Raw genomic sequence first — 15,519 nt, forward strand, 5'->3', positions numbered from 1 at the left:
TTAATCCTAGCGGCTTTTGACGGGGTGCGGGAGTCGTCTGATGCCGACAACTTTCATGGCGCTGTCACCCAGGGCTGCCAACCTCACGCGAGACTCATCGATGTCGATTCTCTGGATATATCCGCTGGCGGCGCTCGCCGAGATCGCCGGCTGCTTCAGTTTCTGGGCCTGGTGGAAACTGGAGCGCAGTCCCGGCTGGCTGATTCCCGGCATGCTCAGCCTGGCGCTGTTCGCTTGGCTGCTTTCACTGGTCGACGTCAGTCACGCCGGGCGCGCCTTTGCCGTCTATGGCGGTGTCTATATCGCCGCGTCAGTGGCCTGGCTGTGGCTGGTCGAGCAGCAGTTGCCCAGTCGCTGGGACCTGCTGGGGACACTGGTCTGCCTGGCGGGCAGCGCCATCATCGTGCTGGGTGCCCGTTCGCAATGAGCGCAAATGTCTTGTTTATTAGTATTTTATTAAATATGTCGGGCGTTGAGCATGAGAGCGCTCATTGTTGGGTATACTGCGCCAAGATGAGGCAATGACCCTCGGGATTCGATCTGACGCAATGAGGCACCAGCATGCAGTGGGAATGGTTATGGGGGCTGGGCGGCCTTGGCATCGGCGGTTTCATCGGCTTCTGGCTCGGTCGCTGGCGGCCGCGCAGAGAGGAATGGAATCAGGCCGTGCAACCACTGCGATCGGCATTGGTGGAGGCGGAGCCAGGCGTTGCGCGTGGTGAGCGGCTGGCGCTTGATCCCTCGCTGCTCGACGCCTTTCGCCAGGTGGCCTCGCGTCGCGAGTTCTATCGCTTCGCCAGCGGGATCGAATACGTGAACCTGCAACTCGCCGCGGCGCATGCCGCGCATCATGACCGTGAAGAGCGCCAGCTGTTGCTGGATCAGGCGCGTGTCAGCCTGGCCAATCTGCAGGACAGCCTAAGACGACGCTGAGGTTCGTCCAGACGCGCGAATGCCGCACCGCAGATCGACCGAGGGTCGCAAAGCAGAGGAACGCAGAGCAGGAGAGCGTCGAGCAGGTTGTTTGCAAAGCAGCGTAACGCAGAGAGCGGGCGTGAAACGGGTATAGCAACCAACGGGAAGGCACTGACGATGATGATGGGTGCAGAAGGCATCAGATGACACGACGCATGCACGACAGACAAGAGCGGGAGGACTTGCTGACTGCGCGAGGCAGCTGGGGAGCATCAGCAGAGTATGCTGATGGTGCGGAAGGGGGGACTCGAACCCCCACACCTTGCGGCACCAGAACCTAAATCTGGCGTGTCTACCAATTCCACCACTTCCGCGAGAAGCAGGGCTGCATTTTACCTGTGATGCCTTTCAAGTCAATCGCTTGTATCGATTATCCCCTGAATTTTCCCGCCTTGCGCTGCGCCTTCAGCGCCTCACTCCTGTACGACATGCACGCTGCGTGATTCCAGCCCGCAGGGCAGTTGCAGATAGCTGGCGGCGCGCTCGGCGGCGTGGCGTGTATTGGAGAGATCTTCATCGCACATCCACGGCACGACCCCCAGGCAGGGGGCCCGCAGCGTGCGTGACAACGTCGCCATGTTGTCTTCGCTGACCTCGATATCCGCTTCCAGATGGTTGATGACGTAGCCGGCGATCTCCAACCCATCGCGTTCGATGGCCTCAAGCGTCAGGCGCGCATGATTGATGCAGCCCAGGCGCAGCCCGACGACCAGAATCACCGGCAAGCCCAGCTCGATGGCCAGGTCCGAGAAATCCTCATCGTCATTCAGCGGTACCCGCCAGCCGCCAGCGCCTTCCACCAGCAGCAGGTCGCGCGGTGCGCTTGTCTGCTGGCCCCGCACATGCGCCGCGATTTTCGCCACCTCGAGATTGACGCCCACCTGACGCGCGGCAATGTGCGGCGCGATGGCCGGCGCGAAGCGCCAGGGGTTGATGCTTTCGTAATCCGCTTCCGGTTCGCACTGCGCCTGCAATGACAGGGCGTCGGCGTTGACCAGACCATCGTGATTCTCGAAGCAGTCAGAGGCCACGGGCTTGAGGCCCAGCGTGGTCAGGCCGCGCAGGCGAGCACGTGCCAGCAGGGCACTGGCGATGAAGGTCTTGCCGATTTCGGTATCGGTGCCGGTCACGAAGGCGGCGATGCCATGTTCGGCTCGCGCAGGCAAAGCAGTGTCCCGTGACGAGCTGTCCGCGGTTTTCATATCAGTTTTCATTGTATCCGAGCGAGGCAGGTAATTGCCTTCAAGCAAAGTATCAGTGTTATCCGTACGCAATTCTGAACGGTTTTTCGAGCACAAGTTCAATGACTTGATAGCTTACAGGCAATCCCTTCGCGGTACGCAACGTTTCATGCCGCGCCTTGGCCTGCTGCACCTCGGCGCGTGTCAGGCGCCGGCCAGTGGCGGTCTGTGCCCCGATGCCCTTGATCGAGGCCATGACCGCGGCGACATCGGGATAGTGAAATATCCGCGGGCGTAACTGCCAGTGGCAGCGCAATCCGGCGGCTTCTGCATGGCGTGCAAGATGGGCGGCGCTGGGGAAGTGGCGCACGGAATCATCCGCGCGCTGCCAGGCATGGCGTACTTCCTTGAGGGTGCCGGGCCCCAGGGTGTTGATGTGCGCTCGAGCGCCGGGTTTCAAGGTGCGTGACAGTTCCGCGAGCCATTGCCGAGGGCTATCGCACCATTGCACGGCGAGGCTCGAGAAGACCAGGTCCAGACTCGCATCGGCCAGTGGCAGGCGTTCGGCATCGGCGCGCAGCCAGTGCGGGCGTTCAGGGCTGCCACTCGCAAGCTCGCTCGTCTGGCGTGCGGCTTCACGCAGCATCTCAAGCGAAAGATCCAACCCCATGCAGCAAGCCCCAGAGTAGCGCTGCGCCAGCTCGAGGGTCCAATGTCCGGGCCCACAACCGAGATCGAGCACACGGGCATCGGCCGGTAGCCGCTCAGGGAGCGAGGCGAACAGGGTGGCCGCCATGGCGTGCTGCGCCTGCGCCAGCGTGAGGTAGTCGGCAGCGCCGCGATCAAAGGCGCGGGCAACCTGCTGACGGCTCGTGGCAGGCGTGAGCGGGGGCGTTGCAAGCTCTGCAGGCGGCACGCTGACGGCAATCGACATCTCAGGCCTCCTCGCTGATGTGCGTGACGTGGGTGGCGAGGCCCATGCGCGCGAGCAGGGCATCGGCAAGCGCCTCGGTCGCGCTCAATGGCAGGCAGTGGCCACCCTCGAATTCCGCGACCATCTGGCCCTGCGCGCGCAGCGCCGCACTCAGGCCCGGTGCCAGCAGCGGGTCCTGCTTGCCGAGCCAGAACTCGAGCGGTAACTCTGATTGAGGCGCCAGCGACATCTGACGGCTGGCCAGTTCCGATAGTCCTGCCGCCAGCACCGCTTCGCGACTGACGGGATGGCGTCCGATCAGTTCGCGCAACTGCCTGAGGCAGTCACGCGCAGAGGCCTCACCGCTGGCCTGCCAGCGCAGAAAATGTTGCCAGCTGGCGGTGGGGTTGCGCGCGAAGGCTGTGCGGAAGGTGTCCAACACCTCTGGTACCAGGGCGGGAATCATCTGCTCAGCTGCGGCCTGGTCGATGAAGCTTGGCCCCATGGCCAGCGAGACAAGGGCGGCTGGCGCCTGCTTCTTCGCCAGCGCCTCGGCCCGCAGGGCGCCCAGCGACCAGCCCAGCCACAAGGTATCGGCGCCGCCCAGTGAGGCTCGCGAGGCAGTCGGTTCTGAGCCTGCCCGTGTATCGGCTTGCGGGCCTTCTTCTGGCCAGTCAGGTGCGATGATCTCCAGCGGGCGACTCCTTGCCTCGTCAGCTGCCTGCTTATCTGCCTGCTCATCTGTCTCAGTGATGTGAGCGAGGCGTGCATGCAGGCAGGCGATCAAGGGCTGCCAGATGCGCGCATCGATGCCCCAGCCGCTGAACAGCACCAGACGAGTCAGCGTCATGGCGTGACTCCTTCTGGGCTGATGCTTGGGGAAGCCGAGCGGGGCTGGGCCTTTTCCGCTGCCAGTACCGCTTCGAGAGCGTCGAGTAGTGCCGCGATATTCTCGGCTGTGTGCTCGGCGGAGAAGGTGAAGCGCAGGCGCGAGCTGCCGGCGGGCACCGTGGGCGGGCGGATGGCCGAGACCAGCACGCCACGCTCGCGCAGTGCCGCGCTCCAGGCCAATGCCCGCGCTTCGCTGCCCAGAATCAGCGGCTGAATCGGGGTCAGCGGGGCGGAGGGTGAAATGTTCGTGTCGGCTGACGACAGCCCGAGCGCGAGCCCACTGCCCGCCAGCAGATAGGCACAGCCATCACGGAACTGCTGCACGCGTGCCTGCAACTGCTCACGACGCTGCGGCTCGCGCGCGACGATTTCCAGCGCCGCCAGGGTAGCGGCGGCGACATGTGGTGGTTGCGCGGTGGTGTAGATGTAGGGACGCGCCAGCTGGATCAGGCTCTCGATCAGCGCATCGCTGCCGGCGACGAAGGCGCCGCTGCTGCCGAGCGCCTTGCCCAGGGTGCCGACCAATACCGGCACGTCAGCCAGCGGGGTATCGCGCCCGACCAACCCTTCGCCATGCTCGCCCAGCACGCCCAGTCCGTGGGCATCGTCGATCATCAGCCAGGCGCCGTGTCGGGCGCAGGCCTGGCTCAGGCCCGCGATATCGGCGCAGTCGCCATCCATGCTGAACACGCCATCGCTGATCACCAGCTTGTCATCGGCCCGGGAGCGCGCCAGCTGGCGCTCGAGGTCCTCGATATCGCGATGGTGGAAACGACGCGAACGCACGGCAGTGGTGCCGGAGGACGCCAGGCGCGCGCCATCGAGGAGGCTGGCGTGATTGAGGCGATCATGGAAGATCTCGAGACTGCGACCAGCCTCGCGCGAGGCGCTCGCCAGCGCATCGATCACGCCCAGATTGGCCATGAAACCGGTGGAGAACAGCAACGCGCGCGGCCGCCCGGTCAGCTCGGCCAGACGAGCCTCCAGCTGGTGGTGAGCGCGCTGGTGGCCATTGACCAGATGAGCGCTGCCGCTGCCGACACCGAATTCACGCGCCGCGCGACAGCCGGCCTCGACCAGTGCCGGGTGGTTGGCCAGCCCCAGATAGTCGTTGGCGGTGAAGTTGAGCAGCGGGCACGCCTCTGCATCGGCTGCCTGCCCAGCGAGGCTGACGTGGGGGCCCTGGGGGGAATCCAGCGTCAGGCGCCGGCGATAACGGCCGACCTGCTCACGCTGAGTGAGCAGGTCCTCCAGATGCGTGAAGCTGGCGCTGGACTGAGGGCTTAAGCGCGCGCTGGCGGGCGTGTCGGTGGCCACGAGCGATCACACCACCAGGCCGCAGGGCTTGCGCTCGCGCACCTGGCCTTCGCTGCTGGCGGGCGTCGCCTCGCGCGTGGCGTCATAGAACAGGCTGCCCTCGACATTGGCACGTGCCTGTTCTTCCATGGCGGCCTTCAGGGCGGCCTCACGCACTTCGTCGCTGGCGACTTCCTGGCGGGTTTCCGGGTGCAGACCGAGGCGCTCGAACAGCTCGCGGTCACGGTTGGCCTGCGGGTTGCCGGTGGTCAGCAGACGCTCGCCATAGAAGATGGAGTTGGCGCCGGCGAGGAAGGCCAGTGCCTGGGTGGAATCGTCCATCTGCTCGCGGCCGGCGGACAGGCGCACGTGGCTCTTCGGCATCATGATGCGCGCCACGGCGATGGCGCGGATGAACTCGATGGGATCGAGGTCATCGACATTCTCCAGCGGCGTGCCCGCCACCTTGACCAGCATGTTGATCGGCACCGATTCCGGCTGCGGCTCCAGATTGGCCAGCTGACGCAGCAGGCCGGCACGGTCGGTGGTGGTCTCGCCCATGCCGAGGATGCCGCCGGAGCACACCTTCATGCCGGCTTCGCGCACGCTGGCCAGGGTGTCCAGGCGCTCGCTGTAGCTGCGCGTGGTGATGATCTCGCCGTAGTACTCCGGTGAGGTGTCCAGATTGTGGTTGTAGTAGTCGAGGCCGGCATCCGCGAGTTTCCTGGCCTGATCGGTATCGACCATGCCCAGTGTCATGCAGGTCTCGAGTCCCAGCGACTTCACCTGACGCACCATCTCGGTGACCACTTCGAGGTCGCGCTCACGCGGGCTCTTCCAGGCCGCGCCCATGCAGAAGCGGCTGGCGCCGGCGTCCTTGGCGGCACGCGCCTGTTCGACCACCTTCTCGATCTCCATCAGCTTTTCCTTGCCAAGGCCAGTGTTGTAGTGGCCGGACTGCGGGCAGTACTTGCAGTCTTCCGGGCAGGCGCCGGTCTTGATCGACAGCAGGGTGGAGACCTGCACCGCATTCGGGTCGAAGTGCTGGCGGTGCACCTGCTGGGCACGGAACAGCAGGTCATTGAAGGGCAGGGCGAACAGCGCCTCGATTTCCGCGACGCTCCAGTCATGGCGTACCACGCTGTCATCGGCTGGCGCAGGGATATTCGTGGCTTGTGTGGTCACGCGGGAGGCTTCTACGGTCATGAGCTTGAGGTCCTTCATCAGGCGGGCAGAGCGAGAGCGCGCTGAGCCGTTCATCCGTGGGTGAGTCCGGGAGTCGGCAGCCGAGCTGGCGAACAGCCAGTCAACGCATCGAGTAAGGTCAGGTTAACTGAGATGATAGAGTTTCCGCGGGCGCTGTCAACGATGAGAACCCTGCTGGTTGACCACTGGCAGCTGTCGCGACCCTGCGCCTTCTGTCAGCGTCAGCTGACGACAGCCATGCCCGGCGCGACCGAACGGCAGGGCGCTTCAGTTTCACCTCCCCCTTCATTTTCCTCTCTAGCGACTCGCTCGCGTCATGAGCGAGAGCTGTCATCGCGCCGCGAGTGGTGCGACGCCTGCGAGGCGAGAATCGCGCGCAATCAGCATGCCTGTCCGCGCTGTGCTGAGCCTGTCGCCTCATTGGCATTGAGTCAGCAGGCCTGTGCGCGGTGCCTGTCGTCACCGCCTGCCTTTGCACGCTGCTTTGCGCCGCTGCGGTATGAAGGGTTGCTGGCGGGGCTGTTCCAGCGCTACAAGGACCAGCATCAGCGCCGCGCCGGGCGACTGTTGCGCCAGCTCATGCAGCGGGAGCTGGCGCACTTCTGCCTCGAGTGGCGCCAGACGCACCCTCACGGCGCAGTGCTGCTGGTACCGGCAGATGCCTATCGTCGTCGCCAGCGCGGCCATGATGCGCTGGCGGAACTGTGTCGCGGGCTGAGCCCCGCCATCGCCGGCCATCCGCGGGATATGGCGCGGGTGCGCGACAGGCGCATTCCGCACGAGGCGTCAGTCGCGGTGGCCAGGGCAGCGCCGGATCAGCGCCTGCGGGATAGGCGCGGGCGTCTGAAAGCGCAGCGTGGGCGTTATGACATCGACGGCCTCTTGCCCGAGCACGTGCTGCTGATCGATGACGTCATGACCAGCGGTGCGACGCTCGACAGTCTTGCTCAGGCCTGCCTGCGGGTCGGTGCCCGTGAGGTCGATGCCTGCGTGCTGGCGCGGACTCCCCTGGCCTTGCGCGGGGCGCTGTGACCCGCAAACGCGACACGAAGTAGAGCTGCCCGACACATGCCGCCGGGGCTGAGCCTCGAAACGGGCGTTGAACTCAGCGGGCAGGCGGGGTCAATCAGGGAGAAGACTGGCGTGCAGAGGGTCTAATCTCATAGCATGCAAGGTCCGGCAGCCGTTTGCTGGTCCATGCCCGAGGAATTGCCATGCCTATTGATCCTGTTTCCCCCGATGACACGCAATCTTCCGGCACCTCGCGCGAGTTGGATGCGCGCTCCAATGGCAACACCTGGTCGACGACATCCGCGCCAGAGGGCCATGGAGACACGCGTTTTCATCCCTTCGATGCTCTCGCGCCGGACCGTGTCGTGGCCGCTGTCGAATCGCTGGGCTTCTGGTTGCCCGGCGAGCCGTTCGCGCTGAACAGTTACGAGAATCGTGTCTACCATCTCGCCGATGATGACCGACGCCGCTGGGTGGCCAAGTTCTATCGCCCCGAGCGTTGGAGCCGTGCCCAGATTCTCGAGGAGCACGCCTTCCTGGCCGAGCTGGATGAGGCCGGTGTCCCCGGCGCCCCCGCGTGGGCGAACGAGGTCGGCGAGACGCTGCATCGATTCGAAGGCTTCGACTTCGCTCTCTTCCCGCATGTGGTGGGGCGCGCGCCGGAGCTTGAATCTGCCGAGCATCTCTATCAGCTGGGCGAGCTGATCGGTCGCGTGCACGCGGTGGGGCGCAAGAGCGCGTTTCGCGAGCGGGAGACGCTCTCGCCGCTGCGGATTCTGGAAGAGAGCTGCGCCAGCGTACTGGCCTCCGACTGGCTGAGTGAGCGCCAGCGCGACAGCTACCAGCGCGTCATCGAGGCATTGCGCCCATTGGTCGCGGAGCAGAGCTGGCCGGAAAGCGCCCTGATCCGTACCCACGGCGACTGCCACATCGGCAACATGCTGGGGCGTGATGACAGCTTCGCGCTGGTCGACTTCGATGACTGCCTGAGCGCCCCGGCGGTGCAGGACCTGTGGATGCTGTTGACCGGCCAGAGCGACCCGGAGCTGCACATGCAGCTGTCCGAGGTGCTGGAGGGCTACGAGCAGCATTGTGAGTTCAATCGCAGCGAGCTCAAGTGGATCGAGACCCTGCGCACACTGCGCATGGTGCGTCACAGCGCCTGGGTGGTGCGGCGCTGGTCGGACCCCGCCTTCCCGCAGGCCTTCTCGCACGTGGCAAGCCTGGGCTACTGGGACGACCACATTCGCAGCCTGGGACAGCAGCGCGTCGCGCTGTCTGCGCCGCGTTGGCTGGCCTAGCGATCGCGATATGGCCTGGCAGTCGTGACGTGAGCTGGTAGTCGCGACACGAGCTGGCAGTCGTGACATGACCTGAAGGTCGTCGCGAGGCCTGAGCCCCTTTGGCGAAGTGAGTGACATCGCCCCTTCATGCGCCCCCATCGGTTACCGATGGGGGCGCATGTGTTGCACGGATACGACAATCGCGTGAACAGACCTGCGTTGACGGCATGCCTGAGGTAGAATCTTGCCCTGACATTGAACACGAAGTTATACGATTTCTTGCCATCTGATCGCTTGTGTATGACTTTTGTGCTTTACCCCTGCTATGCGTGCGCTAGTGCGCGCCCCTGACCGATACCATAGGCAGACGGATGACCGAAGAGATTGCCAACCACTACCGCCAGATCATCACCGCGTTGGGTGAGGATCCAGAGCGTGAGGGCCTGCTGGATACGCCCAAGCGCGCGGCCAAGGCCATGCAGTACCTGACTCATGGCTATCAACAGTCGTTGGAGGAGATCGTCAACGGCGCTGTCTTCACCTCCGATACGGACGAGATGGTACTGGTCAAGGACATCGAGCTTTACTCGATGTGCGAGCATCACCTGCTGCCGTTCATCGGCAAGTGCCACATCGCCTATCTGCCGTCTGGCAAGGTGCTCGGTCTGTCCAAGTTCGCGCGTATCGTCGACATGTATTCGCGTCGCATGCAGATTCAGGAAAATCTCACCAAGCAGATCGCCGAGGCCGTTCAGCAGGTCACCGGTGCACGTGGTGTGGCCGTCGTGGTCGAAGCGCGTCACATGTGCATGATGATGCGTGGGGTGGAAAAGCAGAATTCCAGCATGAAGACGTCCGTGATGCTGGGCGCCTTCCGCGACAATCAGCCGACCCGTCAGGAATTCCTGACGTTGATCAGCTGACAGCAGAGTGAAGACGCCGCCTTTCGAGGCGGCGTTCTTGTCTGGGAGTCATCTCGCGCGTTTCCCTTGATCAGGAGTCCCTGCCGATGCCGATGCATGCCTTGCACGATGAACATCTCGATCACGATCTCGCCACCATTCGCATCAAGAATCTGCGCCTGAGAACCTATATCGGGATCAATGAAGACGAGATCCAGAACCGCCAGGATGTCGTGATCAACGTGGTGATCCGCTATCGCGCGGCACGCGCCGTGCAGTTCAATCACATCAGTGAAGCGCTCAATTACCGCACCATCACCAAGCAGTTGATCCGTCATGTCGAGGAAGGGCGCTTCGCGCTGCTCGAACGCATGACCCGTGAGGTGCTGGATATCGTGATGGCGCACGAACAGGTGCTGACGGCGCAGGTCGAGATCGACAAGCCGCATGCCTTGCGCTTCTCTGACTCGGTGTCCATCACCCTGTCGGACAGTCGCGAAGCGCATGACTAGTCAGCCGGGGCAGGCGTCGAGAAGCTCAGATGTCGAGAAGCTCAGATATCGAGAAAGTCAGATGTCGAGAAGCTCGGATATCGAGAAAGTCAGGCGCAGAAGCCTGAAGAGTCGGGAGACATGATGTGATCGGGGAAATCATCCATTTCGATGATGCAGAACAGCAGGGCACCATTCGGGACGAGAAGGGCGGTGAGCACGCCTTCGATCTGGTCGGCTGGCGCGGGCGTGGCTTGCCGGGGCCGGGACTGGCGGTGGACTTCGAGCTTCGCGACGGGCGTGCAGTGCAGGTCTTCAATGCGCGGATCAAGCAGCAGAAGGCGCGGCGAGTCGTCTCGATGCCGCCCGAGAGCGAGGCCGGCGAGGCGCCCGGGCCCACGGCCGACGCCGCCAGGCCGGCAAAGCGCAAGCGCTGGTGGCTCGCCGGGCTGGCCATCGTGGTACTAGTACTGGCAGGGTTGTGGATCTAGCGCCACGCCCGCATCTAGGCTATATCAGGTTAGTCTTGAGTAGTCTCGGTTAGCCGGGAATCACTGCCTTGACCCACAAGCACGCCTCGGGAGTCTTCATGGAATATCTCAACGATACCAGTCTGTTTCGTCCATTTGCCTATATCGACGGTGGCTGGGTAGCCGCGGATTCCGGCGAGCAGATCGAGGTCGACAATCCTGCCACCGGCGAGATCATCGGCCGCGTGCCTCGGCTGGGTTACGCCGAGACCGAACGCGCCATCGAGGCGGCGCAGCACTCCTTCGCGGACTGGAAGGAGACGCCGGCGCTGGAGCGCGCTGACATCCTGATGAAGTGGTACGCCTTGATGCTGGAGCACAAGGATGACCTGGCGCAGATCATGACGCTGGAGCAGGGCAAGCCCCTCGCCGAAGCCGCCGGTGAAATCCAGTACGCGGCCAGCTTCCTGCGCTGGTTCGCCGAAGAAGGTCAGCGCGTGTATGGCGACACCATCCCGGCCGCCAAGCGTGACCAGCGTATCCTGGTGCTCAAGCAGCCGGTCGGGGTGGTGGGGGCGATCACGCCGTGGAACTTCCCGGCCTCGATGATCACCCGCAAGGCGGGCGCCGCGCTGGCCGCGGGCTGCCCGATCGTGGTCAAGCCGGCCAGCCAGACGCCGTTCTCGGCGCTGGCGCTGGCGGTGCTGGCGGAGCGCGCTGGCGTGCCGCGCGGCGTCTTCAATGTCGTGCCGGGCTCGGCCAAGGACATCGCCAAGGCGATGACCGACTCCAGCATCGTGCGCAAGGTGACCTTCACCGGCTCCACGGAAGTCGGGCGTGGCCTGATGGCAAATGCCGCGCAGCACATCCAGAAGATCTCGCTGGAGCTTGGCGGCAATGCGCCCTTCCTGGTGTTCGAAGACGCCGATCTCGATGCGGCGGTGGAAGGCGCGATGGCGGCCAAGTTCCGCAATGCCGGTCAGACCTGCGTCTGCACCAATCGCTTCCTGGTGCAGTCCAGCGTGGTCAATGCCTTCAGCGAGAAGCTGGCTGCTGCCATGAACGCCGAGCTGACCGTGGGCAATGGCCTGGAAGAGGGCGTCAAGGTCGGTCCGTTGATCGATGGCGATGCCGTCGAGAAGGTCACCGAGCACGTGCAGGATGCCCTCGACAAGGGCGCCGAACTGCTGCTGGGCGGCCATCCGCATCCGCTGGGGGGCAGCTTCTTCACGCCGACCCTGATCTCGCAGGTGACGCCGGAGATGAAGGTCGCCCGTGAGGAAACCTTCGGTCCGCTGGCGGCGATCTTCCCCTTCGAGAGCGAGGAAGAGGCGATCGAGATGGCCAACGACACCGAATTCGGCCTGGCCAGTTACTTCTACAGCAGCGACCTCAAGCGTGTCTGGCGCGTCTCGGAAGGTCTGGACTACGGCATGGTCGGTATCAATACCGGGCTGATCTCCAACGCCGCGGCGCCCTTCGGTGGCACCAAGGCATCGGGGCTGGGCCGTGAAGGCTCCAAGTATGGCCTCGAGGAATACATGGAAACCAAGTATCTGTGCCTTTCACTTGACTGATCCATCGTCAGTGGGTCTGCGCTGTCGATCTTTGCTTGAGTCTTGCCTCCTTGAGCTTTGCCTCCTGGAGCTTTGCATCGCTGATTGATGGCCAACGCTCAAGGCAGTGATCGGACACGCCATCAGCTGGCAAAAAAGCCCGCCCGGGAAACCGGGCGGGCTTTTTCATGCCATGCATTTATCCCACCGGTCTGCGCCGAGTGTGCCTGCAACTTGGCCAAGGAATTTTCGCTGCTGATGAGAGAGCGGCATGCGCGTCGCGACAAGAGGCGCATGAGTCATTGGTCGTAGAGATGGAGTGTCTCGCGCTGCGCGTGTCAGACCAAAGCGGTATATCGCGGTCTTTTGGCGCAGATCAGGGCCAAAGACAGCTGTGCTTTGTCGGCATTCTCTTACTTGTGCATATGCTTATTTACGCTACAGTCAAAGAGCGGGACCTGTGGTGATAGTCTTCAAGGATTGAAGACAGGGCGAGTGGCGTGGCGGACGCGACTCGCCCTTTTTTATTGCCGGAACTCGGCTCTCATGCCGCAACGCCCACTTCTCAACCCTCCCATCTCAGGCCTCACTTCTCGGCTCGCAGGTCTCACCCCAGTGGCGAAAGCCCCATGCCCGCCACCAGGCCTTCCAGTGCATGCCGCCCGGCAATCGAGTTGCCGTAGCCGTCCAGGCGTGGTGACCAGACGCAGATGCTCATCTGTCCCGGCAGGATGGCGATGATGCCACCGCCGACGCCACTCTTGCCCGGCAGGCCCACTCGCCAGGCGAAGTCGCCTGCCGCATCGTAAAGCCCGCAGGTCAGCAACAACGCATTGAGCTGGCGTGTCTCCAGCGGCGAGACCACTTCCTTGCCATCCAGCGGGTTGACGCCGCGATTGGCCAGGAAGGCGAAGCTGCGCGCCAGTTCCACGCAGTTCATCGACACCGAGCAGCTGTGGAAGTAGGTATCCAGCAGGTCATCCACATCGGAATGCACGTTGCCGTAGGCCTGCATCAGGTAGGCCAGCGAGGCATTGCGCGCCTTGTGGTCCATTTCCGAGCGCGCGACCTTTTCATCGAAGCCGATATCGTCGCTGCCGGACAGACGCCTGAGCTGCTCACGCAGGGTGTTCTGGATCGAGACGATGCGCGATACCAGCAGGTCGGTGATCAGCAGGGCACCGGCATTGATGAAGGGGTTGCGCGGAATGCCGTTCTCGACCTCCAGCTGCATGATCGAGTTGAAGGCCTGGCCGGAAGGCTCACGGCCGACACGCGACCAGATCTCGTCGCTCTCAAGACGCTGCATCGCCAGTACCAGCGCATGCACCTTGGAGATCGACTGGATCGAGAAGCGGGTATGCGCGCTGCCGGCGTACTGGACACGGCCATCCACATGGCAGACGGCGATGCCGAACTGGTCAGGGTCGACCTGCGCCAGGGCCGGGATATAGTCCGCGACCTTGCCCTCGTTGAAGCAGCGGCTGGCATCATCGGACAGGCGTTCGAGCAGTGTCTGGAGAGCATCGGGGTCGAGTGGCGGCGTCATGGCAACCTTGAAGCAGCGGTAGAGGGAAAAGGGCGCGTAGCTGGCCGAGCCATCGTGACGACGGCGCCATCGGGCATCAGGCCGAGAGTGGCGCGAGGGGCCGGCAGGGCATTCTAGCGGATATGACCGCAGCTGGCGCGCTCGATGCCGCTGGCAGGGCGTGCCATCAGGTCGGCTCAATCGCGTGATAGTTGACGCTTATCAGCCAGGTAGTGCAAAGTGATTTCTACATGCAGTTGAGAATCGTTATTATTAGTTCATCAAGGCAGCACGCAGTTGCCTGACCCCATGACATGCGACGCGCTGAGGCTCAGCGTCTCGCTGAGTAGACCGCCCGGAGGGCAGCCAACATGATCAAGACATTGACCTTTGCCAGCATGCACTTCTCCATCGCCTTCGGTGTCACCTACCTGCTGACCGGCGATATCGTGGTCGGCGGCCTGGTCGCCATCGTCGAGCCGGCGGTCAACACCGTCGCCTTCTTCTTCCACGAGAAGGTCTGGAGCCGTGTCACCGCGCGCCGCCAGCAGGCTGCTGAGAGCGAGGCGAATTCGCGAAACGCCATGAGCGGGGCGGCGCTGGCGGGCTGAGGCTGCTTGCGCGTGGCAGGGATGCGCCGCAGAATCGAGCGACCTTTTCCCGGAGCTCCCCATGCCGAAGCTTGCCCCTCGCGCCGCCCGTTTCTCTCTTCCTGCCAGGGCCTCTTGTCCTGCCCAGCCCTCTCATCCTGCCCGCGCCCGCCAATGTCCTCTCGTCCAGGGGGCGTTGGCGTTGCTGCTGGGGCTTGCCGGCAGCCTGGCTGGCCTCGAGGCCGTGGCCGCCGACGAGACGCGTGATTATCACTACAGCGACGCCCACCTGCACTTCGTGGACTTCTTCCAGCAGGGTGATGGTCTGGGGGCCTTGCTGGATGCCATGGACGAGGCACAGGTCGATCACGCCCTGGTCACGGGCATTGGCGTCGCCAAGAAATGGCAGCAGGACGCGCCCAAGAAGCCACGTTACTACATGGGCGATGATGCGCCGGTCTACTGGTATTCCGGTACCGACTACATCCTGGCCGAGGCGCTGACTCGCGCGCCCGAGCCGGTACAGGCGCGTTTCTCGCCGTTCATCACCGGCTTCAACCCCACCGATCTGAACGCTGCCGACGAGATTCGCCAGCTGATGGCGATCTATCCCGGCTTCTGGAAGGGCATCGGGGAGGTCTTCACACGCCATGACGACCTGACGCGCCTGACCGAAGGCGAGACGCCGCGCGCCAATCATCCGGCCTTGATGAAGGTCTATGCGCTGGCGGCGGAGAAGGGGCTGCCGGTGATGGTGCATTCCAACATCACCAGCAAGCGGGAAGGGCATGAGGGCCTGTATCTCGAGGAATTCGAGAGTGCGGTGCGCGACAATCCGGACACGACCTTCATCTGGGCACACGCCGGGACCAGTGCTGAGCTCAATCGCCGTCTGGGGCGCATGACCTGGCTGCACGGCGAGATCGAGCGCATGCTGGAAACCTATCCCAACCTGAATATCGACCTGTCCTGGTCGGTGCTGGAACCCTACCTGCTGGATGATGAAGGGCAGCCGCGCTCGCGTTGGGTGGCGCTGGTCGAGCGCTTCCCGCAGCGCTTCGTGCTCGGCAGTGATGTGGTAGGGCGCTTCGGCTCGGTGGGCGATATCCTCGCCAGCTATACGCCCTTCCTCGATGCGCTGTCGCCACAGGCGGCGCGCAATGTGGCGCGCGACAACTTCCTGCGCTGGGTCAACCTGCCGGTTGAATGACCGCGTTTCTTGTCAG

The 15,519-nt window shown here is 63.7% G+C and carries 16 protein-coding genes and 1 tRNA gene; 10 read left to right on the forward strand and 7 right to left on the reverse strand.

Features of this window, described 5'->3' with window-relative positions; genetic code table 11:
* Nucleotides 1-40 precede the first annotated feature (40 nt).
* Complete coding sequence (locus U0O11_RS03925) at nt 41-427, forward strand: YnfA family protein (protein WP_324691775.1); 387 nt, start codon at nt 41-43, stop codon at nt 425-427.
* Nucleotides 428-561: 134 nt separating this feature from the next.
* Nucleotides 562-933 (forward strand): hypothetical protein, encoded by a 372-nt coding sequence (locus tag U0O11_RS03930; protein ID WP_324691777.1) that lies wholly within the window; start codon nt 562-564, stop codon nt 931-933.
* 271 nt (nt 934-1,204) lie between these two features.
* Here U0O11_RS03930 and U0O11_RS03935 read toward each other — a convergent pair.
* From U0O11_RS03935 to bioB, 6 genes are all read right to left on the reverse strand, one after another.
* Nucleotides 1,205-1,289: transfer RNA gene (locus U0O11_RS03935), tRNA-Leu, on the reverse strand.
* Nucleotides 1,290-1,388: 99 nt separating this feature from the next.
* Nucleotides 1,389-2,177, reverse strand: coding sequence for a dethiobiotin synthase (bioD, locus tag U0O11_RS03940; protein ID WP_279836437.1), 789 nt, complete (start codon nt 2,175-2,177; stop codon nt 1,389-1,391).
* A 58-nt stretch (nt 2,178-2,235) separates the two neighbouring features.
* A complete protein-coding gene (locus U0O11_RS03945) occupies nt 2,236-3,090 on the reverse strand; it encodes a methyltransferase domain-containing protein (protein ID WP_324691780.1) in 855 nt (284 codons plus the stop codon).
* A 1-nt stretch (nt 3,091) separates the two neighbouring features.
* Nucleotides 3,092-3,919 (reverse strand): hypothetical protein, encoded by an 828-nt coding sequence (locus U0O11_RS03950; protein WP_324691782.1) that lies wholly within the window; start codon nt 3,917-3,919, stop codon nt 3,092-3,094.
* Entirely contained in the window at nt 3,916-5,277 is a 1,362-nt protein-coding gene (locus U0O11_RS03955) for an aminotransferase class I/II-fold pyridoxal phosphate-dependent enzyme (protein WP_324691784.1), read from the reverse strand. Before U0O11_RS03955 ends, U0O11_RS03950 begins: the two co-directional genes overlap by 4 nt.
* Nucleotides 5,278-5,283: 6 nt before the next feature.
* Complete coding sequence (bioB, locus tag U0O11_RS03960) at nt 5,284-6,462, reverse strand: biotin synthase BioB (RefSeq protein ID WP_215823958.1); 1,179 nt, start codon at nt 6,460-6,462, stop codon at nt 5,284-5,286.
* 162 nt (nt 6,463-6,624) lie between these two features.
* Here bioB and U0O11_RS03965 point away from each other — a divergent pair, with 162 nt between their 5' ends.
* The 6 genes from U0O11_RS03965 (at nt 6,625) to U0O11_RS03990 (ending at nt 12,196) form a co-directional block, all read left to right on the forward strand.
* Nucleotides 6,625-7,494 carry a ComF family protein gene (locus U0O11_RS03965; protein ID WP_324691786.1) on the forward strand — a complete coding sequence of 290 codons (870 nt, stop codon included), beginning with the start codon at nt 6,625-6,627 and terminating at the stop codon, nt 7,492-7,494.
* Nucleotides 7,495-7,676: 182 nt separating this feature from the next.
* Nucleotides 7,677-8,774: a serine/threonine protein kinase gene (locus tag U0O11_RS03970; protein WP_324691788.1), complete on the forward strand. Its 1,098-nt coding sequence runs from the start codon at nt 7,677-7,679 to the stop codon at nt 8,772-8,774.
* A gap of 353 nt (nt 8,775-9,127) precedes the next feature.
* Complete coding sequence (gene folE, locus U0O11_RS03975) at nt 9,128-9,679, forward strand: GTP cyclohydrolase I FolE (RefSeq protein ID WP_043332418.1); 552 nt, start codon at nt 9,128-9,130, stop codon at nt 9,677-9,679.
* An 86-nt stretch (nt 9,680-9,765) separates the two neighbouring features.
* On the forward strand, nt 9,766-10,170 hold the full coding sequence (gene folX, locus U0O11_RS03980; RefSeq protein ID WP_043332416.1) for a dihydroneopterin triphosphate 2'-epimerase: 405 nt from the start codon (nt 9,766-9,768) through the stop codon (nt 10,168-10,170).
* Nucleotides 10,171-10,295: 125 nt separating this feature from the next.
* The gene (locus U0O11_RS03985; RefSeq protein WP_324691791.1) at nt 10,296-10,640 is read left to right on the forward strand and encodes a hypothetical protein; all 345 of its coding nucleotides are present in this window, start codon (nt 10,296-10,298) and stop codon (nt 10,638-10,640) included.
* Between the two features lie 98 nt (nt 10,641-10,738).
* Nucleotides 10,739-12,196, forward strand: a complete 1,458-nt coding sequence (locus U0O11_RS03990; RefSeq protein WP_324691792.1) for an NAD-dependent succinate-semialdehyde dehydrogenase — start codon at nt 10,739-10,741, stop codon at nt 12,194-12,196.
* Nucleotides 12,197-12,782: 586 nt separating this feature from the next.
* Here U0O11_RS03990 and glsB read toward each other — a convergent pair.
* Nucleotides 12,783-13,724: a glutaminase B gene (glsB, locus tag U0O11_RS03995; protein WP_054555045.1), complete on the reverse strand. Its 942-nt coding sequence runs from the start codon at nt 13,722-13,724 to the stop codon at nt 12,783-12,785.
* 350 nt (nt 13,725-14,074) lie between these two features.
* Here glsB and U0O11_RS04000 point away from each other — a divergent pair, with 350 nt between their 5' ends.
* Together U0O11_RS04000 and U0O11_RS04005 are read left to right on the forward strand one after the other, a co-directional pair.
* Complete coding sequence (locus tag U0O11_RS04000) at nt 14,075-14,314, forward strand: DUF2061 domain-containing protein (RefSeq protein WP_324691795.1); 240 nt, start codon at nt 14,075-14,077, stop codon at nt 14,312-14,314.
* 61 nt (nt 14,315-14,375) lie between these two features.
* Nucleotides 14,376-15,503 carry an amidohydrolase family protein gene (locus tag U0O11_RS04005; protein ID WP_324691797.1) on the forward strand — a complete coding sequence of 376 codons (1,128 nt, stop codon included), beginning with the start codon at nt 14,376-14,378 and terminating at the stop codon, nt 15,501-15,503.
* Nucleotides 15,504-15,519 lie beyond the last annotated feature (16 nt).

Origin of the sequence: Cobetia sp. D5, from assembly GCF_035666195.1 — a bacterium.
GTDB classification, from domain to species: domain Bacteria; phylum Pseudomonadota; class Gammaproteobacteria; order Pseudomonadales; family Halomonadaceae; genus Cobetia; species Cobetia amphilecti.

Coding starts and splice junctions, on each gene's coding strand:
- U0O11_RS03950 (WP_324691782.1), bottom strand. CDS start 3,919: ATGACGCTGACTCGTCTGGTGCTGTTCAGCGGCTGGGGCATCGATGCG.
- U0O11_RS03965 (WP_324691786.1), top strand. CDS start 6,625: ATGAGAACCCTGCTGGTTGACCACTGGCAGCTGTCGCGACCCTGCGCC.
- U0O11_RS04000 (WP_324691795.1), top strand. CDS start 14,075: ATGATCAAGACATTGACCTTTGCCAGCATGCACTTCTCCATCGCCTTC.
- folX (WP_043332416.1), top strand. CDS start 9,766: ATGCCGATGCATGCCTTGCACGATGAACATCTCGATCACGATCTCGCC.
- U0O11_RS03945 (WP_324691780.1), bottom strand. CDS start 3,090: ATGTCGATTGCCGTCAGCGTGCCGCCTGCAGAGCTTGCAACGCCCCCG.
- U0O11_RS03990 (WP_324691792.1), top strand. CDS start 10,739: ATGGAATATCTCAACGATACCAGTCTGTTTCGTCCATTTGCCTATATC.
- bioB (WP_215823958.1), bottom strand. CDS start 6,462: ATGACCGTAGAAGCCTCCCGCGTGACCACACAAGCCACGAATATCCCT.
- folE (WP_043332418.1), top strand. CDS start 9,128: ATGACCGAAGAGATTGCCAACCACTACCGCCAGATCATCACCGCGTTG.
- bioD (WP_279836437.1), bottom strand. CDS start 2,177: ATGAAAACCGCGGACAGCTCGTCACGGGACACTGCTTTGCCTGCGCGA.
- U0O11_RS03930 (WP_324691777.1), top strand. CDS start 562: ATGCAGTGGGAATGGTTATGGGGGCTGGGCGGCCTTGGCATCGGCGGT.
- U0O11_RS04005 (WP_324691797.1), top strand. CDS start 14,376: ATGCCGAAGCTTGCCCCTCGCGCCGCCCGTTTCTCTCTTCCTGCCAGG.
- U0O11_RS03925 (WP_324691775.1), top strand. CDS start 41: ATGCCGACAACTTTCATGGCGCTGTCACCCAGGGCTGCCAACCTCACG.
- glsB (WP_054555045.1), bottom strand. CDS start 13,724: ATGACGCCGCCACTCGACCCCGATGCTCTCCAGACACTGCTCGAACGC.
- U0O11_RS03970 (WP_324691788.1), top strand. CDS start 7,677: ATGCCTATTGATCCTGTTTCCCCCGATGACACGCAATCTTCCGGCACC.